The sequence below is a fragment of the Pseudoalteromonas sp. SR45-6 genome (assembly GCF_014163545.1).
GTDB lineage: Bacteria > Pseudomonadota > Gammaproteobacteria > Enterobacterales > Alteromonadaceae > Pseudoalteromonas > Pseudoalteromonas rhizosphaerae.
Window position 1 is genome coordinate 13,366 of the sequence record NZ_JACJDM010000025.1, and the last position, 19,656, is coordinate 33,021.

At 39.3% G+C, this 19,656-nt stretch carries 20 protein-coding genes; 14 read left to right on the forward strand and 6 right to left on the reverse strand.

The features are described 5' to 3' along the window. Positions 1 to 60: 60 nt before the first annotated feature. Positions 61 to 579 (forward strand): GNAT family N-acetyltransferase, encoded by a 519-nt coding sequence (locus H5158_RS12005; RefSeq protein WP_182740096.1) that lies wholly within the window; start codon positions 61 to 63, stop codon positions 577 to 579. 53 nt (positions 580 to 632) lie between these two features. Here H5158_RS12005 and H5158_RS12010 read toward each other — a convergent pair whose 3' ends face one another. Further along, positions 633 to 1,019, reverse strand: a complete 387-nt coding sequence (locus tag H5158_RS12010) for an MmcQ/YjbR family DNA-binding protein (RefSeq protein ID WP_182718614.1) — start codon at positions 1,017 to 1,019, stop codon at positions 633 to 635. A 202-nt stretch (positions 1,020 to 1,221) separates the two neighbouring features. Here H5158_RS12010 and yeiP point away from each other — a divergent pair, with 202 nt between their 5' ends. The 7 genes from yeiP (at position 1,222) to H5158_RS12045 (ending at position 8,762) form a co-directional block, all read left to right on the forward strand. Then, on the forward strand, positions 1,222 to 1,794 hold the full coding sequence (yeiP, locus tag H5158_RS12015; RefSeq protein WP_145240366.1) for an elongation factor P-like protein YeiP: 573 nt from the start codon (positions 1,222 to 1,224) through the stop codon (positions 1,792 to 1,794). 411 nt (positions 1,795 to 2,205) lie between these two features. Continuing rightward, complete coding sequence (locus H5158_RS12020; protein WP_149983038.1) at positions 2,206 to 2,934, forward strand: RDD family protein; 729 nt, start codon at positions 2,206 to 2,208, stop codon at positions 2,932 to 2,934. A gap of 302 nt (positions 2,935 to 3,236) precedes the next feature. After that, complete coding sequence (locus H5158_RS12025) at positions 3,237 to 3,875, forward strand: stage II sporulation protein M (protein WP_182718615.1); 639 nt, start codon at positions 3,237 to 3,239, stop codon at positions 3,873 to 3,875. Beyond that, positions 3,865 to 5,331, forward strand: coding sequence for a hypothetical protein (locus tag H5158_RS12030; RefSeq protein ID WP_182740097.1), 1,467 nt, complete (start codon positions 3,865 to 3,867; stop codon positions 5,329 to 5,331). The genes H5158_RS12025 and H5158_RS12030 overlap by 11 nt, the downstream gene beginning before the upstream one ends. Then, positions 5,321 to 6,466, forward strand: a complete 1,146-nt coding sequence (locus H5158_RS12035) for a hypothetical protein (RefSeq protein WP_182740098.1) — start codon at positions 5,321 to 5,323, stop codon at positions 6,464 to 6,466. The genes H5158_RS12030 and H5158_RS12035 overlap by 11 nt, the downstream gene beginning before the upstream one ends. Next, the gene (locus H5158_RS12040) at positions 6,463 to 7,446 is read left to right on the forward strand and encodes a MoxR family ATPase (RefSeq protein ID WP_149983034.1); all 984 of its coding nucleotides are present in this window, start codon (positions 6,463 to 6,465) and stop codon (positions 7,444 to 7,446) included. The genes H5158_RS12035 and H5158_RS12040 overlap by 4 nt, the downstream gene beginning before the upstream one ends. Beyond that, the gene (locus H5158_RS12045) at positions 7,443 to 8,762 is read left to right on the forward strand and encodes a DUF58 domain-containing protein (RefSeq protein ID WP_182740099.1); all 1,320 of its coding nucleotides are present in this window, start codon (positions 7,443 to 7,445) and stop codon (positions 8,760 to 8,762) included. The genes H5158_RS12040 and H5158_RS12045 overlap by 4 nt, the downstream gene beginning before the upstream one ends. Before the next feature lie 47 nt (positions 8,763 to 8,809). On the opposite strand, the gene H5158_RS12050 is transcribed toward H5158_RS12045, so the two are convergent. Continuing rightward, the gene (locus H5158_RS12050) at positions 8,810 to 9,286 is read right to left on the reverse strand and encodes a DUF4234 domain-containing protein (protein ID WP_182740100.1); all 477 of its coding nucleotides are present in this window, start codon (positions 9,284 to 9,286) and stop codon (positions 8,810 to 8,812) included. A gap of 86 nt (positions 9,287 to 9,372) precedes the next feature. Between H5158_RS12050 and H5158_RS23755 the strand changes: the two genes are divergently transcribed. Then, positions 9,373 to 9,681, forward strand: a complete 309-nt coding sequence (locus H5158_RS23755; protein ID WP_149983031.1) for a hypothetical protein — start codon at positions 9,373 to 9,375, stop codon at positions 9,679 to 9,681. A gap of 8 nt (positions 9,682 to 9,689) precedes the next feature. Here the strand turns inward: H5158_RS23755 and H5158_RS12060 are convergent, their stop codons facing one another. Together H5158_RS12060 and H5158_RS12065 are read right to left on the reverse strand one after the other, a co-directional pair. Next, positions 9,690 to 11,822 carry a bifunctional diguanylate cyclase/phosphodiesterase gene (locus H5158_RS12060; RefSeq protein WP_182740118.1) on the reverse strand — a complete coding sequence of 711 codons (2,133 nt, stop codon included), beginning with the start codon at positions 11,820 to 11,822 and terminating at the stop codon, positions 9,690 to 9,692. Between the two features lie 157 nt (positions 11,823 to 11,979). Further along, positions 11,980 to 14,700 (reverse strand): insulinase family protein, encoded by a 2,721-nt coding sequence (locus tag H5158_RS12065; RefSeq protein WP_182731359.1) that lies wholly within the window; start codon positions 14,698 to 14,700, stop codon positions 11,980 to 11,982. Positions 14,701 to 14,880: 180 nt separating this feature from the next. On the opposite strand from H5158_RS12065, the gene sixA reads away from it, so the two are divergent. From sixA to H5158_RS12085, 4 genes are all read left to right on the forward strand, one after another. Then, entirely contained in the window at positions 14,881 to 15,357 is a 477-nt protein-coding gene (gene sixA / locus H5158_RS12070) for a phosphohistidine phosphatase SixA (protein ID WP_179959228.1), read from the forward strand. Between the two features lie 74 nt (positions 15,358 to 15,431). Then, the gene (locus H5158_RS12075) at positions 15,432 to 15,782 is read left to right on the forward strand and encodes a RidA family protein (RefSeq protein ID WP_149983028.1); all 351 of its coding nucleotides are present in this window, start codon (positions 15,432 to 15,434) and stop codon (positions 15,780 to 15,782) included. Beyond that, positions 15,763 to 16,236 (forward strand): ASCH domain-containing protein, encoded by a 474-nt coding sequence (locus H5158_RS12080; protein WP_182740101.1) that lies wholly within the window; start codon positions 15,763 to 15,765, stop codon positions 16,234 to 16,236. Before H5158_RS12075 ends, H5158_RS12080 begins: the two co-directional genes overlap by 20 nt. Positions 16,237 to 16,264: 28 nt before the next feature. Beyond that, positions 16,265 to 17,002: an SDR family oxidoreductase gene (locus H5158_RS12085; RefSeq protein ID WP_149983026.1), complete on the forward strand. Its 738-nt coding sequence runs from the start codon at positions 16,265 to 16,267 to the stop codon at positions 17,000 to 17,002. A gap of 3 nt (positions 17,003 to 17,005) precedes the next feature. On the opposite strand, the gene H5158_RS12090 is transcribed toward H5158_RS12085, so the two are convergent. Together H5158_RS12090 and smrB are read right to left on the reverse strand one after the other, a co-directional pair. After that, positions 17,006 to 17,929 (reverse strand): AEC family transporter, encoded by a 924-nt coding sequence (locus H5158_RS12090; RefSeq protein ID WP_182740102.1) that lies wholly within the window; start codon positions 17,927 to 17,929, stop codon positions 17,006 to 17,008. A 36-nt stretch (positions 17,930 to 17,965) separates the two neighbouring features. Further along, on the reverse strand, positions 17,966 to 18,523 hold the full coding sequence (gene smrB / locus H5158_RS12095) for an endonuclease SmrB (RefSeq protein ID WP_145240381.1): 558 nt from the start codon (positions 18,521 to 18,523) through the stop codon (positions 17,966 to 17,968). 147 nt (positions 18,524 to 18,670) lie between these two features. Here smrB and prmB point away from each other — a divergent pair, with 147 nt between their 5' ends. Beyond that, positions 18,671 to 19,606 (forward strand): 50S ribosomal protein L3 N(5)-glutamine methyltransferase, encoded by a 936-nt coding sequence (prmB, locus tag H5158_RS12100; protein WP_145240383.1) that lies wholly within the window; start codon positions 18,671 to 18,673, stop codon positions 19,604 to 19,606. Positions 19,607 to 19,656 lie beyond the last annotated feature (50 nt).

Consider the following 19,656-nt stretch of genomic DNA (forward strand, 5'->3'; position numbering starts at 1 on the left):
TCATTTTGCTTTGTTGTTATAACAGGGGCATCCCTAACTGATACCGCGTAAAGACGAATAATGAACATCAGCACTGCAAGATTACAATTGAGACTCCTTGAACAAGACGATTGGTCGTTTTTTCTAGCTTTGCATGATGAGCCATGCGTTATTGAAAAATGTTTTGACAGGCCTTCTGATACGCAAATACGTAGTAAGTTTATGCAGCGGTTGGCGCCGGGGCACCCTACAGCCAATAAGTCTTTGTGTTTGATGATCATTGAAATAAAAACAGGCAAAAAAGTGGGCGTTACAGGGCTTACAACATCCTCATCAAACACTCCCGAAGTTGGTTATCTGTTAATGCCTGAGTTTTATGGTCAAGGTTATGCAACTGAAGCACTACAAGCATTTTTAACATGGGCGACGACAGCGTTTAACATTCAACAATTTACTGCTGTGGTTACAAAAGGGAATGTAGGCTCAGAAAAAGTGTTGGCTAAATGTGGCTTTAAGTTAGTTAGCGTTGAACCGTCAGCTTACGAAATTGGTGGGGTATTATTTGATGATCATCATTTTTTACTAACGTGTACGGAGTAAGGCTAAGTTGTACTGAACAAGTAGCTTGCGCAGTACAACATTAAAATTGTGACTTACATATGAATTTCAATCGCTTTGCGATCTTTTTCCGGCATATTGGCAACCACTAAGTTAAATGAATTATCAATCATACGTTCAATTTCACCTTGCGGGATTGAGCCATCTAAAATAACAGTATTCCATAACCGTTTATTCATATGATAGCCCGGGATCACTGAAGGAAAAATATCACGAAGTGATTGCGCTTCATCCGGGTCGCATTTTAAATTCATCCACCAAATAGGGTTGCCGTCTTCGTCAGTTTCCCCTTCGTTGCCAACCGATAAAGTGGCAAACATTTTATGGTTTACTTTATATACATCAACTTCTTGGCCGAAAGGTTTGGTAACCATAACCAGAGGTTTTTTTGCTAAATACTCATGTGCAGTGTGCTGATCCATGATCCAGTCCTTGAGGTCATTTTTGGTAGTTTAACCATAGCAGCTTTTTCGTAGTTTAGTCATGAAAAATCGATTAATAGGTAAAATTTATGAGTAAATACAGGCCCTACGAGAAAAATAGCGGTATGTGATATTTTCTTATTGAAGAAAATCCAGTTCGTGGTATGTTTCTGGGGATTTATAAATTATAGGAAATACACTGATGCCAAAGGCAAGTGAAGTTAAAAAAGGTACTGCGATTGAGTTTAATGGCCGCGTTTTAGTGGTTAAAGATATTGTTCGTTCTGTACCACAAGGCCGTGCTGGTGGAAGTTTGTACCGTATGCGCTTGTACGATGTAGTAACTGGTAGCAAAGTAGATGAAACATTCAAAGATAGCGACATGTTAAAACTAGCTGATTTAACTCGTCGTGAAGCAATGTTCTCGTATTTAGATGGCGAAGAATACGTATTTATGGATAACGAAGATTACACGCCATATAATCTTAATAAAGAAGCGATCAGCGAAGAAATTTTATTCGTCAACGAAGAAACCCAAGGCGTGCATGTCATTGTAATTGATGGCGCACCAGTGGGATTAGATTTACCATCAAGTGTTGAACTTGTGGTTGAAGAAACAGACCCTTCAATTAAAGGTGCTTCAGCGAGCGCTCGCTCTAAACCTGCACGATTATCAACTGGTTTGATCATTCAAGTGCCGGAGCATATTTCTACAGGTGACCGCATCCGTATTAATACCGCAGAGCATAAATTTATGGGCCGTGCTGAAAAATAATAATCTTTACGTCTTTTGCAGTATTAATCCATCAAACACCCAAGCTATTTAATTAATTTAAGTAGCTTGGGTGTTTTATGGACTTCGTAGGTATATTCTTTATTTAAAGCAGGGTGAGAAAAAACTCTTGAACTAAATTGAATAATCAATCCCCTCCACACTTAAATCCCCTCTATGTTTTGTTATTTTTACCGAGTTTATAAATACCTCAAAAGTAAACTAGAAATGTGTGAAATGGCTGAAGCGGTTAAGTCCAGCTACTTAATGTTTTTCATGATTAAACATTTTATACTAAAGGAATATTGAAAAATAACACAAAAACGCGCATTATAACGCATCATTTCCTTGGTTGAATGTTACTTCTTTCGATACGTTCAACTTTATGTAATCATCAAATTTGTAGTAAATGTAATGCTAAACCATGGATTGGAAAATAGGGCGTTTGTTAAATTACCTGAAGGTGTGGATATAGCTATCACATCCGCTGGATTGGTTTCGCGTAGTTACGCCTACATCATCGATTTTATTCTTCGCACAATTTTGATAGCCATTATCGCTACTGTGCTTATGTTATTCGGCGATTTTGGGGAAGGTATTTTACTTGTCATGTATTTTTTAATTTCATGGGGGTATAACATCTTTTATGAAGTTAAAAATGGCCAGACCCCAGGTAAAAAACGTCTAAAAATTCGTGTTGTTCAAGATAATGGCTTACCTCCAACCTTTTCACAAATTGTTGTAAGAAACTTAATTCGCCCCGCAGATATGCTGCCTGTTGGTTATTTTCTTGGTTTAATTGTTATGTGTTTTAATCCCCGTTTCAAACGCATCGGTGATTGGGCTGCAGGAACTATCGTAGTTTACGAAGAAGACGCTATGAGTCGGGAGTTATTACCAGACGGGCCAGCTGAAGTACCTAGCATTGCGTTTAGTACCGAAGAGCAATTAGCTGTTTTAGACTTTACTGAGCGTGCCCATGAACTTTCTCCTGCAAGACGTCAAGAAATAGCAAATATTTTATCCAAGCCATTAAATATCGAAGAAAATGATAGTGTTGAAACATTATTTAATTACGCAAGGCATTTTGCTGGGCAGAATAATATCAACAGTGGTCGCTCCAATAGTGAGAGTAAGCAATGAAGCAAACTCAATTTGTAAATTTAAACAGCCAAATATGGCAACAATTTCAAGCATATTGCGAACTAAATAGTACTTTTCCTGAAGACTTTCCTAAATTATATCGAAAAATTTGCAACGATTTAGCCATCGCAAGAAGTAGGCAGTACAGTCCTTTACTAATTCAGCAGCTAAATCAGCTGGTACAACACGGTCAAAAAACACTGTATTTATCCCGCAAAAACCAATTTTCAGAAATTTGGCAAATAGCCCGCACTGCTTTTCCTCGTGCTTTGTACGAAAACCGTTTCATGTTAGGCGCTAATTTGTTGGCATTTTGGGGGTTGGCGGTTATTGCTTTTATTTGGGTCACCCTTTATCCAGATGCCGTTTATACTTTTTTAGGTCAAAGTACGGTGCTTGAAATTGAAAAAATGTATAACCCAACTGGAGCTGTTCAAACGGAGACTCGTGCTCCTGACAAAGATATATTGATGTTTGGTGTCTATATATATAACAACATTGGTATTGCCTTTCAAATGTTTGCAGGGGGAGTTTTACTTTGTTTCGGTGCTGTATTCTTTTTGCTATTTAATAGTTTTTATTTCGGCGCCATTGGTGCGCATATTGTCAATGTTGGTTTTGAAAAAACATTTTTCTCGTTTGTTATTACTCACGGTTCGTTTGAATTAACAGCGATTATTATTGCCTCTGCCGCGGGATGTCAGATTGGCTACGCGTTATTAAACCCAAGCCAATTTACACGCAGTTATGCTATGAAAAAAGCGGCTAAAACAGCACTACCATTAATTGTTGGTGCTTTTGTTATGTTAGTTTTAGCTGCCTTTATTGAAGCATTTTGGTCGCCCCGTGCCATTGCTCATGAAATTAAATTCGTCGTAGGTACTGTTTGTTGGATATATGTAATTTATCGATTGTATAGAGGTATGCGCTATGGAACTTAATCGTCTTAGCTTTAATCCTCGAAAACGCGGCGCCTATGAAACGTTTGATTTGACGGTATTACTTACTAAACAACATTTTTTACCATTATTTAGTTTGTATATTTGTTTAGCTGTGCCAGTGTTCATCCTTGCCGGTGTATTGTTTGGTTGGTCATGGAGCGCCTTTATTGTATGGTTTTTTAAACCGTTATTTGAACGGCCAATTTTAGACTACATGTCAAAAGTAGTGTTTAATCAACAGGCAACCATTTCGAGTAGTTTAAAATCAATCCTGAAGCTGCAAGCGGGTGACATATTCATCAATATGACGCTTTATCGACTGAGCCCTAACAGAGCTTTTTTAGCACCTGTAACACAGTTAGAAAGGCTAGATGGCCGTCGTAAAGAAATGCGAAAACAGGTGCTGTTTGCAACATCAAAGCCCAAACAAACGCTTTGGATGATGTTTTGCGTACATTTTGAGTTTATCTTAATGATCGGTATTTCTGCGATTATTTTTACCCTTATTCCAACGTCGCTATCACTTGAAGAGCCATTGTATCAAATATTAGAAAGCCCTTTGTGGATGGAAATTGCATTTAATAGTGTGTATGTGATCAGTGTCGCTTTAGTCGCACCATTATTTGTCACCGGAGGTTTTATGGCCTACTTGCACCGCCGTATAGATTTAGAAGGCTGGGACATTGAGCTAACCTTCAAAAATATGCGGGCCAGATTAAATACTTTATTATCAATTGCTTGCTTGTTTTTTGCTTGCTGTTTGTTTGCTGTGCCGAGTAAGTCAATGGCAGAGCCAATAGATAAGTTAATTATAAAAGAGCAAGTTTCTACACTTTATGCGCAGGATGATGTTATCGAAAAGAAAACCACTTGGGTACCAAATTTTGATTTAGAAAAGGACTCTTCAGCGGATGGTGATTATCGTTGGCTTGCTAATTTTTTCAAGAGCTTAGGCAATTTTCTTAGTTATTTTATTTGGTTGCTAATTGTTTTATTTGTGTTGTGGTTGGTGTATTTATTAGTTAAAAAGCGTGGCTTCTTCTTAGCACTAGAATTACCAAAAAGACAAAAAAATCAGCATCGAGAACATATAATCCCAACCATGTTTGCTGATATTAAACCGCAAGACTTACCTGAGGATTTAATTGCAGCAGCAAGGTCAGCATATCAGGAGAATAATCAGCGTCTAGCGCTTGCTTATTTACTGCATTTTTCGCTTCGCTGGGCGCAGAGCACTCATCAAGTAAAATTACACCGTTCGATGACCGAAACAGAGTGTAAATCAGCAATTGATGCAAAAGTCACTGAGCAAAGCAAAGATGTTTTTACTCAACTTTTTTCTGCTTGGGTAAAAGTGGCTTGGGGCCATCAATCACTTAATTTTGATTTTAACGTATTAATAGCACAAATAGAGGCTATGGCATCAGCAAACAAGGAGCAAATAAATGAAGCTTAAGTTTGTGGTGGTTTTTTTGTGCTGTGTGTTAGTTTTTTTTATTGGCTCAGCGTTGTTGTCAGCTGACTGGCAAAAAGAAGAGATTGAAATAGGTTTTCACTCCGAAGTTAGCAAAGATAATTTCACAATGGCGCAGAGATTATTAGCTGAACATGGGGTGCTATGGAAAAAAGAAAAGCAATTAGATAACAATAATCAACAACCACTTATTATTGATCACCGCAGCATGCTAATTGTCGATGAAGCGGCGCTTAGTAATTCGCACACACTTGATCAGCAATTGTCCCAATGGGTGAGTGAAGGTGGGCGTCTTGTTTATATATTAAATAAGCAAAGGGATGAACTTGGTTTAGACAATACTTTTACCTTTCAAGATCTTGGGATTAGTGTAAACACGAGTGAAGGGATTTTTGAAAATCATTTTGTGATGGTAAAGGAGGGGCAGAAAAATAGCGTGTTAAGGCTCAATGAAAATACCCAACTGGATTTAGAATTGAGTCAGGCATTTGAAATTGAAAACTGCCCAGGTATAGCCACCAAAAATAGTGATGATCAAGTTATCATGTGTGATTTTAAATTTGGTGATGGCCGTATTATTGTGATGCCGTCTCTAGCTCCCTTTACAAACTATCAGTTGCGCCATTTAGATCATGGCAGTTTACTGGTTTGGTTAAGTCAGGGGGTTGATGTAATAACTTATGTTCCTTATTTAAGTTACCCTAATTGGTTTGCTAAGTTATGGCAATGGAGCTGGCAGTGGGTGATCTGTGTGATGCTATTGGTGTTGTTATTTATTTGGCATATTAGTAGTCGTATAGGTCGCGCTTATGCGCCTGATTTAATTTTAACCGTAGGCTTTAAACACCATATTCGAGCGATTGCTAATTTTTATATAAAGCACGGTTTTGAGCAACGCTTGTTTACTGCATTAAAAAAAGATTTTAACGCCAAAGTAGAAACTAGGATCCCTCACTTCAAATCACTAACCGAAGTTCGCCAAGCAGAGATAATCGCTAACTTAGTGCATTTTGATAAGCAACAGGTAGCTGAGCTTCTAAGTGTTGAATTGCCAGAATCTCAGCAACAACGAACAGAGTATATCAAACTATTTAAACAATTAAGGAATGCCCTATGAGCACCGAATTTGCAACAGGACAAATAAGCTTAACGGATGCGGCGCAAGCAGTTAAGCAAGTTAAGGATAATATCTCCCGTGTGTTAGTTGGACAAGATGCCATTATTGAAGATGTGTTAACTGTGTTATTTGCAGGAGGTCATGTATTACTTGAGGGAGTACCGGGCCTTGGCAAAACTTTACTTGTAAGAGCATTAGCGAAGAGCTTAAGTGTGTCGTTTTCACGAGTGCAATTTACACCCGATTTAATGCCATCTGATGTCGTAGGACACAGTATGTATGATATGAAGTCAGGCGATTTCAATATAAAAAAAGGCCCAGCATTTACCAATATTTTGCTTGCTGATGAAATCAACCGAGCACCCGCTAAAACTCAGTCAGCTTTATTGGAAGTAATGCAAGAACAACAAATTACCATTGATGGCGAAACCTTATCTATTGACTCACCGTTTATGGTACTTGCAACGCAAAATCCGCTTGATCAAGAGGGGACTTATCCACTGCCTGAAGCTGAGTTAGACCGCTTTATGATGAAAATTGAATTGGGTTTTCCATCATTAGAGGCCGAGGTTGAATTGTTAAAGCTCAACACCAAAGTTGTTTCGAATGAGTCAGAAGTTAGCCAATTGCCGGCAGTATTAAGCGTCAGTAATATTGCTCAGATTAAGCAATTATGTGCTGACATTTTAGTAGATGAAAAGATTTATAATTATGCGGTGGAGTTAGTTCGTAGTTCGCGAACATGGCAAGGAGTATTACATGGTGCTGGACTGCGAGCATCAATTAATATTATTAAAGCAGCAAAAGTAATGGCATTGATGAATGGCCGAGATTTTGTTATCCCTGATGACGTTAAGCTAGTGGTACCTAACATTTTACGCCACCGCTTGATACTTTCAGCCGATCTAGAGTTAGAAGGGGTGTCTTTTAATGAAGTGATTTCAGCAATACTAGCCAGTGTTGAAGCGCCTAGATCATGATCCGCACTAAGTTACGACCAGCAAAGCGTTTGTTGCAGCTGGTTTGCGTATTAGTTTTGCTGTTACCCATATTAATCTTTACTGAGACAGCGAGTTTATTAACTACAGTACTCATTGCTGGACTGCTTGTACTATCGTTATTAGATTATTTGCCTACTCGCTTCAAACATAAATTAAGTATTGAGGTAAACACCAATCAAAACATGTCATTGGGACGTTGGCAACCAGTTAAACTAAGTATTAAAAATACCTCAGAGCAATTATTAATTACTGATATAAGTTTGCACCTAAGCAATGCGATTGAGCTATCTGAATTATATACCAGCGTAACTCTGGCAGAAAATGAGCAAGCCCGTTTACAATGGAGTATGTGCGCACATCAACGCGGAGATGCGCAATTGGCTGCCGTTGAGCTTAGAATTAGTTCACGGTTAAAGCTGTGGCAGGCAAATTGGATAATACCGCAAGATTTAGCGTTAAAAGTTTACCCAGATTTTAGTCGAGTAGCTCAAAATCAAGTGCTTAATGGGGTGACAAACACACCAATAAGTGGTTTAAAACTGACAAAAAAACGAGGTGATGGTATTGAATTCCATCAACTTAGGGAATACCGACAAGGTGACAGTATTAAACAGATAGACTGGCAGGCTACAAGTAAACGTCGCAAACTAATTTCTAAAGAGTACCAAGAAGAACAAAATCAGCATGTTGTTGTAATGCTTGATGCATCGAAGAAGATGAATATAGATACCATATCGGGTACTCACTTTGATCACGCATTAAATGCTTTGCTCTTACTTGCTCATACAGTACTCAAACAAGGGGATTGGTTTAGCATGCAAAGTTTTAATCATGATATTCGCTGGTTACCTAATGTTAAAGGTGCACAGAATGTATCGCGTGTGATGAATCATTTTTATGATCTGTACCCTGACCAAAGTATCAGCGATTACCTTGTTGCAGCTAATCAATTAATCGCAAAAAGAAGTAAGCGTTCTTTAGTATTACTTGTTACGACATTTGATGATCAAAGCTTAGATGAGGTGCTTCCAGCTATAAAGTTATTGCAAAAGCATCACCTTGTTGCAGTTATTAACCTCTCTAATCATGCATTGACAGAAGTACTTGCAGAGCCAATAGAGAATTATGATGAAGCTATGACCTATTGTGCTGCATTAGATTTATTAAATACGCATAAAGCTAATATGGCAAGGCTTAAAAAAGAAGGCGTTATCGCAATTGATACACAACCACAAAAGTTACTTCCTAATGTGCTAAATACATATTTGAATGTAAAGCACTCAGGAGTGCTTTAGAAACAGGTTGAGATGAAAAAGGCATTAAAATAATGCCTTTTTACTTTTTATTTCTGTTGATCAATTGCTTCGTTAATTTTGTATTGGAAGTAAATTATATTAAAGAAGAAGGTTAAAACGCCATTGAGCTTAACGGGTTCACTACTACCTTTATTGATTAGTTCTGAAATAGAAGAACGTAACGAAAAAATAAAGATTAATCCGACCACGATAGAAGCTAGCGAAATAATAATTGACAACACTGGTAGTACTTCGGTTATAGAGAGAATTAAATTCGCAACGTATAAAGCTAAATAACCATATATCAATCCTTGGCTAATTTGTTTAGTTGCTAATGCATTGGCTTTATTGGTTCTGCTTATTAGCCAATATACACCATAAATTCCAAAAGTAATGACGGCTAAAAAGAACACTCCCCAAGCCGAAAAACGATCAAAATTTAAAACAGGTTTATCTCCGCTTTCATTATTTTTGGTTAGGTTTGCTGCTGGTGCTTCGTATACATTTGAAGTATTTTCTGACATGATATCTCCTAGAAATATTTAATTATCCTTTAAATGTGTATTGCACACGCAAATACACGGGTAGATAATAGCAACAGTAATAGTTTTTGTATATCATTCTTGTTACTGAAAGAATTAAATATTCTGATTTTATTAGTGAAAATAAAGAACTAATTATTGTACATTGCAGGTTAATTTTAAGCGGTATGGGTGTGGTGAATTTGCAATATTTATTGATCAGTGTTGTATCTATTGTCGTTATGTATGCACAGGCAATTAAAAAAGGTATGCCAGTTAAACGCTGGTTGCTGCTAGCAGGGTTGTTAGGCCCCGTTGCATGGTGCTTGTTTAACTTACATTATCGTCGTGCACTAGTGCGCTGCGTGGGTATACAAGCGTGCACATGGCGACCATAGGCTGTCATTTATGCCTGTTGTACTAAACTAAGTGCCGCTTGGTTTTGTTGTTTCTTCAAAAATTCTGTAAATTCAGCTCGCGATAAAGGTTTTGAATAGTAGTAGCCTTGCATCGTTTCGCAATTAAGCTCTTTTAAGATTGCAATTTGCTCTGCTTGCTCAACCCCTTCAGCCACCACATGTAAGTCTAAGTTATGTGCAATAGTAACTATTGAGTCAACCATATTACGGCCTCGCTCTGTTTGCATATCATCAATAAACGCTTTATCAACTTTTAGGGTATTAAGTGGAAACTGCTTTAAATATGCAAGTGATGAGTAGCCAGTGCCAAAGTCATCCATGGCTAAATGAATACCGCGGGCACTGAGGGATCGCATAATGGCAATCGCATCTTGCGGGTCGTCCATTACCGTGCCTTCGGTAATTTCAAGCTCTAAAAAGTACGATGGTAAGGCGTGATTTTGTAAAATCACATCAATACGAGTAGTTAGATCCGGTAGGCTAAATTGTTTAGCAGACAAGTTTACCGCAACTCGGCCATTAAATAAGCCAGCATCCAGCCAGGCTTTAACATCACGGCATGCTTTATGAAGTACCACTTCACCAATTTCGATGATTTGCCCGGTTTCTTCTGCGATGGGAATGAACACGCCAGGACTAATAATGCCTTTTTTCGGAGTAATAAAACGCACCAAGGCTTCCATTCCAGTGAATTTACCGGTGCGGATATTCATTTTTGGTTGGTAGTAAACTTCAAAATGATCTTCTTTTAAACCAAATCGCATTAAGTTTTCAATTTGCAGGCGTTTTACTGCTTGGCGGTTCATGGTGTCGTTAAAGAATAAGTAGCTATTACCTTTCTTTTTCGCATGGTACATCGCAGTATCGGCATTTTTAAGCAGTAGTTCTGGGGTATTACCATCTTCTGGGAATAACACAATACCGACACTTGAAGTGATCACTAATTCGTGACCTGCCATTTTAAATGGCGTGGCAATGGCGGCTAAAAACTGTTTTGCCATTCTGGTAATGGTATGAATATCGTTAGTGCCAGACATAACTAAGGCAAATTCATCGCCACCTAAGCGGTAAAACACATCTTTTTCACGGGTGAGTTTACTCAACCGCATTGCTAGTTTTGCCAGTAAACTGTCGCCTAGTTGATGCCCTAATGAGTCATTAATTTTTTTAAAGTTATCTAAATCAAATACTAGTAATGCATGGTGGCTGTCTTGTTTTGCCAGCTTTTTAAGATCGGTAAAAAATAGATTTCGGTTAGGTAAGCCAGTTGTACGATCGCGATTTGATAAGTTATGTAGTTGTGATTCGGCTTTTTTACGCTCGGTTAAATCTGAATATACAATGACATAGTTACAAATTTGATTATGTTCATTCTTAATTTCATCGATTGAGATTTCAATCGGTAGTAGTTTTCGCTCACTGTTGCGCAGTTTAACTTCTTGTTGCCAATGGTCGGTAAGACGAACAGTATTTTTAATATCATCAATATAACTTTGCTCGTAACCTGGTAAGGTAAATGGCTTGTTTAAATAGTTATCTCGGTTCCCACCAAACTGCGATAAAAAGCTGGGATTAAGATCAACCAGGTTAAAGTTTTTATCGTAAATGGCTAATGCATCAGTGAGTGATTCAACACATTTAGCGAATAAGTTAAGGCGTGCCTCGGTTGATTTTAATTGCGTGATATCGCGTACCGTGCCAGTCATTCTTAGCGGGTTTAAATTGGTGTCTTTTTCAATGATCTTGCCTCTGTCGAGTACCCAATGCCAGCGATCAAAGCTGTCTTTAATGCGATAGCTGGCTTCAAAGAAAGCGGTTTGCTCCGCAAAGTGTTGCTTTAACAGTAATTCAACTTGCGCTATATCATTAGGGTGAATAAGGGCTTTATTAGGTGGAACATCAATGATGGTATTTCTATCCATCATGTATTTATCGTTAATGCGCAGTACTTCACCAGTTTTGATATTCCAATCCCAAAGTGTGTCACCACTGCCTTCAACCGTGCTTTTTAAACGCCGTTCAGAAATACATAATTGGCGTCGTGAGCGGCGTAATTTGTAGATTGTGAATAATAAGTAAGGCAGCACTAACGTAACAAATGCACTCGGTAAATAAAGCATTAAAGTTTGCTGATCGACTAATTGCTCGCTATAGCCCAATGGGCTAAAGCAGAGTAATAATGAGACGAATATGAATGTGTTGAATATTATTTTTATTATTATCATAGGGCACTTCTGTATTTTGCACTTGATAATCTAATTGAAGCACGGTGTTGTGTCAAAGAGAATGAGAAGAAATCAGCTTTTTTGTCGTTTTGTTTGTTTTAGGTACGCTTAGTAGCTCATATCTTGGTCTATGTTCTGCAAATGTCTCGCGAATATAAGTAACTATCTGCGCAAGACTAAGGTTTTCCAATGCTTCTAACAATTTTTGTTGCATATGAAAGTGATGATCTTGATTACCAATGGCAAGCCACAAGCGTTGTGAACGCAGCCGGAGGTTTTTATCTTTTTCGGCGATGTGGGTGGTTAAGCCATGTTTTTGTTGCTGCCATTGCTCTTCATTTAATTGCTCTAATGAAGCAAGGAATTGCTCAAGAAACGCATTATGACGCTCAAAAATCGCGGTTGCACTGTAGTTAGGTGACTGCACGTAGAAGGCGATGCCCGCACGAGTATTAAAGGGCGCATAACCTGCGCCCACTAGGTAGCCTAACTGTTGTTTGGTACGAAGTTCATTAAAGTAATCTTGATTAATAAGATGGTTTAGCGCCATCATTTTTACTTTTTCAACAACGTCATCGGTTTGTGCTTGGTAATAAATAACCATCGCATGATCGCTACAATTTAGGGTCAGTTGCGAGCGGGTTATTTTGTCTATTTCAAATAACGGACGGGTTAGATCTTCAATCGTAGCTGATTTAGCTAAGTGGTGAGCAATCTTTTTTTGAAACTCAATTGCATCACTTTCTCGCCAATTACCGTGCAAAAATGACTCTACATGCAAGGCATTAAAAAACTCGCGGCGAAAACAATTAAACTGATGAAAGCTGGTATCTTTAAGTGCCACAGCAAGCTGCTCTGGTTCTGGATTCCACGGCATTATTTTTGCACCCAGCACGCTAAATAATTCACCAACGGGTTTATTTTGATTGCTGTTACGCCAATGGCGGACTAACTGTTTTTTATACTCGGCAAAACGTTTAGCGCAAATATCGACGTTAAATAACGCTTGGAGTAATTCATCAACTAATTCTAATTGGCTCGATGAGAGTCCCGCAGTGTGCAGGGTTAAACCACCTTGATGTGAGGTTAAGTGATAACTTAAACCAGCTAACTCTGCCGGGTAAAATTGTTCTGCAACACTATCCATAAATAAGTCTGCAAATAGACGAGTAAGTGCCATGTGTTTGATATCTTTAACAGCAAAGTCAGAATCCATCGCCAAATAAAAGTGCCCCTTGGCAACTCGAAAAGTGTTGTCTTGTTTAAACCAAAAATCAAAGCCAGGTTCTTTTACTAATAGTTGTGGGTGATTTTGTGGCTGCTCAACGTCATACAATGACACTTCTTTGGTTAAATAAGGGTTTGCTGTAGGTAATAGCATTTCTGGTAGTGGAGTATTAATTTCGCACAGCGCTTCCAGCCAACAGCTAGAAATACTTTCGATCCGATAGGGCGTGTGATACCACTGAGTGGTATGCTCAGGTTCAACATCAGGATGGATCAACACCAAGCGCATATTATGCGGCGTTAACCATTGCATTGCAGTTTCATGAGCCGTTTGATTAAAACCATCCATGAGATAGTCACCTTGCACATAATTGGCTTCATCGTAGTGTTGCATGTTGATGCTTAAATTACTGACCCAATCGATTAAGCGGGCTTTTTCTTGGTTATCAAAGGCGATTTGTAATAGATTTTTTTTATCTTGATATAAGCGCGGTAATTTATCGATGTTTTGATTAATTAAACAAATATATTCAAACACCATTTCAACGATGTCTTCATAGTATTCAATTCCTTCATCGGTCAGTGCCATGCTGATATTAAAATCTTTAAAGTTGCTACCGTTAATGCCACCTCCAGCAGAGAGGGCATTGATCCAACCTTGCGCTTTTAAAATAGAGTAAAGCGACCCTTGCCCTTCATACCCTAATAAATGCGCAATAAAACTAACGGTTTTATGGCGATAAAAATCATCAATATTAGGCATCGCAAAACTTACTATGAGTTTTTGCATATGCTTATGCGGTTCTATATGCAGTACTTTGCAAAGATCTTGCGCGCGATAAAGTGATGCCTCAATGACGGGTTTTGGTTGCTGCTGACCTTTAATATCATTAAATAATGTAGTTACCCATTGCACCATAGTGTCAATTTCTGCATCAGCGCAGATCACTAGGCTCATCCACTGGGCTTGATAATGGGTGTTAAAAAAATCTCGCAATTCTTTGCTTACACAGCCATTACGATCCGCTAAGGTTTGCTGATTACCCACTGAAAATTTAGCAAATGGATGAGCAGGATTAACGGTTTCTTTGTGTGCTTGATAGATGCGTCGGCCATCGTCTTTTATTTTTAATTTAAACTCTGCATCAATGGCATTACGTTCTTTTTCAGTTTCGCCAGGGTTGAGAGAAGGTGCAATAAAAAACCGGCTAAATTGGCTCAGTGCTTGTGCAAACTCTTGATTGTTAATATCGAAGAAATAACACGTGTGCTCGGTGCCGGTCCATGCGTTGGTGTTGCCACCGGATTGGGAAACAAAATTACCAAACCCGCCGGATTCCGGAAATTGGTCTGTGCCTAAAAAAAGCATATGCTCTAAAAAGTGTGCGAGCCCTTGTCTATCAACAGGATCGTCAAAGTGACCAGCATTCACGGCCATCGATGCAGCGGCTTTAGTTGAATCTTTATCTTGCACTAACAGGACTTTTAGACCATTGTCCAGTGTGAGGGCACGGTATGTTCTGTTATCATTGCGGCTGATATTCAAATGATGCTCCTGAAACGTTAAGTTTACTCGTTAACAACAATGATAACTTCAGGGCTGCGATTAAATTGCTTGGCGATTTTTACCTGAATATCATAAGCGAAATGTGTGACGTTGTTTTAATATAGCGGACAAACAGGCAAACTGGCTACTGTTTTATATTCTTTAATCGGTTGATTTTTTATGAAAACAATCTTAATAATGCGCCACGGCGAAGCAACACCGATGCAAGCTGACGATGCAAGTAGAAATTTGACCTCGGTTGGCCAACAACAGGCCGAAAAAATGGGTTTATGGTTGCAAGCAACGCATACCCCAACGGCATTGTTAGTAAGCCCTTACATTCGTGCTCAGCAAACAGCGGAAGGAGTAAAAAAGCATAACGCTTTTTTATTCGAAGAAACTTGCAGCGATATAATCCCTGAAGGCAATCCACAAATTGCCGCCGATTATCTAGAAACTCTCATCGCGATGCATCCACAATGCGATACCTGGTTGGTCGTAGCTCACATGCCAATAGTTAGTTATTTAGTTGACCAATTGAGTGCTGGGAATATGCCGATATTTAACACTGGAGCGGTTGCCGTATTGAGTTACGATGAAAGTCGCCATAAAAGCCAATACCTCAGTATTCATGCACCTAATAACGTAGCAGTTTAGCCTCATACCCAAACCTTGCGTTCCTTTTTAAATTTGCTAAATTAGCGACACACTAATTTAGCAAAGACAATTTTATGACAATTGAACGTATTCAAACCGCAACTCGCATGAGTCGTATCGTTAAGCACAATGGTACGGTGTACTTATGTGGCCAAGTATGTGCTGACGCAGAGCAGGGCATCACCGAACAAACGCAAACTATGCTTGATAAAGTTGAGTTACTTTTGAATGAGGCTGGAAGTTCAAAAGAGCATATGCTCAGCGCCACTATTTATGTAAAAAGCATGGATTACTTTGCCGATATGAATGCGGTTTGGGATGCGTGGGTACCAGCAGGTCATGCGCCCGCACGTGCCTGCGTGGAAGCTAAAATGGCCCGCGATGCTTTGTTAGTTGAGATTTCAGTTGTTGCTGCAATCAAGTAACCCCCAAGCAATTGAACGACTTATAAATGAATTTAATTACGCCTACAGTCGTTCAATCACAAAGCTCCCGGTTTGGCACTTTTGTGATAATCAAATTGATGCCGATGAATGTGCAGCACTGGTTTTAAAGGGCATAAAGCAAGCAACTACAACATCACTTTATTGGTTTGAGCATAGTAAAGAAGCGCTTCCCCAAGTAGGTGATTTAGCCATTTTCACTAACTGGCATGGTGAGCCTTTAGGGATTATTGAAACAACGAATGTCGCAATCGTGCCTTACAACGAAATAACCGCTGAATATGCGGCGTTAGAAGGTGAAGGAGATAAAAGTCTTCACTATTGGCGAAAAGTGCACTGGACGTATTATCAGCGGGAACTTGCCGAAATTAAATTTGAACGTAGTAATATGATGCCCTTAGTTTGTGAACAATTTAAATTGGTTTATGTGGCGTAATATTATTTTGTATAGATAAGGACAGACAATGAAATCTAACCCAGTAGTACTTATAACCGGAGCAAGCCGAGGAATTGGTGCTGCAACCGCAATTTATTTTGCTAGTCACGGTTATGATGTTTGTATTAATTATAAAACGGATCAACACAGCGCAGAAAAAATAGCAGAGCAAGCACGCGGCTTTGCTGTAAAAGCCGAAATAGTGCAAGCCGATGTGTCTGATGAAACGCAAGTGCTGACCCTGTTTACAAAAGTAGATGAGTTATTTGGCAAATTAGATGTGCTTATAAATAATGCGGGTATTTTAAAACCGCAAATGCCATTACTTGAGATGGGAGCCTCGCGTATAAATGAAGTGCTAACCACCAATGTAACAAGCGCTTTTTTATGTGCCCGAGAAGCGATTAAGCGAATGCCCAGTGGCGGCAGTATCGTTAATGTATCATCGGCAGCGGCTAAAACCGGTTCACCAAATGAATATATTGATTATGCCGCATCTAAAGGAGCAATGGACACGTTAACCATTGGTTTAGCCAAAGAAGTAGCCAAGTTAGGTATTCGTGTTAACTCAGTGCGCCCAGGGTTAATCTACACCGATATGCACCGCGACGGTGGTGAAGTAAATCGGGTGGAGCGTCTTAAAGACAAGCTGCCATTGGGCCGAGGTGGACAACCTGAGGAAGTTGCCGCTGCAATTTACTTTTTAGCCTCTGAGCAGGCATCGTTTACCACAGGTAGCTTTGTTGATGTAGCTGGCGGTTTGTAAAGGTTAAAGCAATACCGATAACCAAAAACTAAAGCTAATCACACTTAAAACCGTTGACAGTACAACTGCACCGGCTAATGTCACCTGATGTTGACCTATTTGACTGGCAATAAGGTAAGCATTTACACCAACAGGAGAGGCGCTTAATAGCACTAACACGTTCAAAATCTCTCTATCTAATTCAAATGCGTATGCACCGATTAAAAATACCCCAGCAGGAAGTAAAAAAATCTTCATTAACGAGGCGATTAATGCGGGTTGCCAGTTAGCTGCAATTTTGTAAAACGCTAAGTTGGCGCCTAATACAAATAACGCGCAGGCAATGGCGGGGGTCGCTAAAAGCTCTAAACTCTTTGCTAGGTTATCAAACAAAACAATGCCGCTGACATTTAATATTAGTCCGCAGCCGATGCTCAATACAATCGGATTCAGTACCATGCTCTTAGCAAAACTTGACCATGAAAATGCATGTTCGCTGCCCTTTGCGCCGATTAAATAGGTGAGTGCAAACAGCAATGTGCTATGAAAGGTAATGATCATAAAAGCGATGGCGATCATTTCTTTGCCAAGGGATGCAATGATGATAGGAATGCCCACCAACACCATGTTTGAGTAACTCGACGCTAAGCCAAATACACTGTGTTGTTGATAATTTTTTTGCTTAGCTAAATAACAGCGGTCAACCAAAATACCTAAGGCAAATACGCTCAGTACAGGAATATAAAAACTCAGAAAGGCCGATAAACTAATACTTTGCTGTAAATCGATTTGCGACATATTTAAAAATAAAAATGCCGGCAGGCTAATGTAAAAAGTAAACTTACTTAGCCCTGCAATGTGTTGCTGTTCAAAAAACTTTAATTTACAACAACTAAAACCAAGCGCAACAATGAAAATCAGCGGAAAGATGATAGAGAAAATATGCACTGCACTGTTGCCTTGAAATAGGGATAACGTTAACGCTTAGCGTCTAAATTCATCACTTTGTGGTAAGTTTATTAAAATAAGTACCGCACCTTTACCACCGTATTCAAGTGGCGCTTGGTGTATTGCTATGACATCTGGATGCTGTACTAAATATTGCGGCACTTTGTGTCTGAGTATATGTCCACCAATACCATGTACTACACACGCACAGTAGTAATGCTTCTTTTTGCACTCATGGATCAGTCCTGCGAGTTCATCTTTTGCCAACTCCTTATTTAAACCATGTAAATCAAGGGTTAAATCAGGTACAAAGTCACCTCGGCGTAACTGCTTTGCTAAAAAACGATCTTGACCGTCTTGCACATAATTAACCGTTCCGTTGGTATCAATATCTGGCACATATTCATCAGAAAAGAAAAATTCTGCCTGATGTTGCTTTTTTTGCTGGGCAAACAGCTTAGCTTGTGAGATTTTAGGTTTGTTAGCAAAGCGATGCGTGTCTTGTTTAAATACACGGGCACCATTAATACTTTGACGAAACATATCGATGTCGTCAGGGCTAATATCTGCGTTTGAGAGAGGATCTTTTTTCATAGCGGCAGTCTAAACAAAAAAACGCTAGAAATCGAGTGAAAACAGAGTAAAAACTGTGTAAAAAAGCGTTACAATAGGGCAATCATGGGGCCTTAATTGCGCCTCGATTGAATTGATATTTTCTAAAGCAGCAGGTAGATAACGAATATGAGCGAATTATTAATAGAAGAAGCAACCTTAGATGAAGCTGTAGCAGAACTGTCAACGTTACACGATTGGCTACGGTGGACCACGAGTCAATTTGCCAGCAGTGGTATTTTCTTTGGTCATGGAACTGATAACGCATGGGATGAAGCAGTCAACTTGTTACTGCCCGCGTTAAGCTTACCCATTGATGCACCAAAAGAATTAATGCATGCCCGGTTAACTAGCACCGAAAAAAACCGCCTTGCGGGATTAATTGCAGAACGTATAAATGATTTCACGCCAGTACCTTATCTGACTAATATTGCATGGTTTGCTAATATGCCATTTTATGTCGATGAGCGCGTATTGATCCCACGTTCACCTTTTGCAGAGTTAATACATAATCGCTTTTCACCTTGGCTAGCTGAGCCTGAATCGGTAAATCGTATTTTAGATTTATGTACCGGTTCTGGTTGTATCGCGATTGCATTAGCACAAACTTTTGCAGAAGCGCAGGTTGATGCCGTTGATATTTCTTATGAAGCACTCGAAGTTGCTGATATCAATATCACTGATTATCAGTTAAGTGACCGTGTATTACCTATTCAATCCGACGTATTCAGCGGTGTACCAGGGCAGAAATATGACCTGATCGTGGCAAACCCTCCGTATGTAGACGCCGAAGATATGGCTGATTTACCGCGTGAGTTCCACCATGAGCCAGAGCTTGGTTTAGCATCAGGCCATGATGGTCTTGATGTAACCCGTACTATTTTGAGTGAAGCGGCCGATCATCTAACTGATAACGGTTTGTTATTTGTCGAAGTTGGTAATTCTATGGTACACATGGATGCCCTTTATCCAAATGCGCCTTTTGAATGGGTTGAGTTTGAGCAAGGTGGATTTGGCGTATTTGTGATCAGCAAAAAACAACTCGTTGCATATTTCGCAGACTGATCACCACAAAAATCAAAGCCGAGCCTCAGGCTCGGTACTTAGTAGTCATT

Bases quoted from the DNA above. Each gene is read 5' to 3' on its own strand.
- H5158_RS12075 (WP_149983028.1), top strand. From the start codon at position 15,432: ATGACAATTGAACGTATTCAAACCGCAACTCGCATGAGTCGTATCGTT.
- sixA (WP_179959228.1), top strand. From the start codon at position 14,881: ATGAAAACAATCTTAATAATGCGCCACGGCGAAGCAACACCGATGCAA.
- H5158_RS12085 (WP_149983026.1), top strand. From the start codon at position 16,265: ATGAAATCTAACCCAGTAGTACTTATAACCGGAGCAAGCCGAGGAATT.
- H5158_RS12010 (WP_182718614.1), bottom strand. From the start codon at position 1,019: ATGGATCAGCACACTGCACATGAGTATTTAGCAAAAAAACCTCTGGTT.
- H5158_RS12035 (WP_182740098.1), top strand. From the start codon at position 5,321: ATGAAGCTTAAGTTTGTGGTGGTTTTTTTGTGCTGTGTGTTAGTTTTT.
- prmB (WP_145240383.1), top strand. From the start codon at position 18,671: ATGAGCGAATTATTAATAGAAGAAGCAACCTTAGATGAAGCTGTAGCA.
- H5158_RS12030 (WP_182740097.1), top strand. From the start codon at position 3,865: ATGGAACTTAATCGTCTTAGCTTTAATCCTCGAAAACGCGGCGCCTAT.
- smrB (WP_145240381.1), bottom strand. From the start codon at position 18,523: ATGAAAAAAGATCCTCTCTCAAACGCAGATATTAGCCCTGACGACATC.
- H5158_RS12040 (WP_149983034.1), top strand. From the start codon at position 6,463: ATGAGCACCGAATTTGCAACAGGACAAATAAGCTTAACGGATGCGGCG.
- H5158_RS12005 (WP_182740096.1), top strand. From the start codon at position 61: ATGAACATCAGCACTGCAAGATTACAATTGAGACTCCTTGAACAAGAC.
- H5158_RS12050 (WP_182740100.1), bottom strand. From the start codon at position 9,286: ATGTCAGAAAATACTTCAAATGTATACGAAGCACCAGCAGCAAACCTA.
- H5158_RS12045 (WP_182740099.1), top strand. From the start codon at position 7,443: ATGATCCGCACTAAGTTACGACCAGCAAAGCGTTTGTTGCAGCTGGTT.
- H5158_RS12060 (WP_182740118.1), bottom strand. From the start codon at position 11,822: ATGCTTTATTTACCGAGTGCATTTGTTACGTTAGTGCTGCCTTACTTA.
- yeiP (WP_145240366.1), top strand. From the start codon at position 1,222: ATGCCAAAGGCAAGTGAAGTTAAAAAAGGTACTGCGATTGAGTTTAAT.
- H5158_RS12020 (WP_149983038.1), top strand. From the start codon at position 2,206: ATGCTAAACCATGGATTGGAAAATAGGGCGTTTGTTAAATTACCTGAA.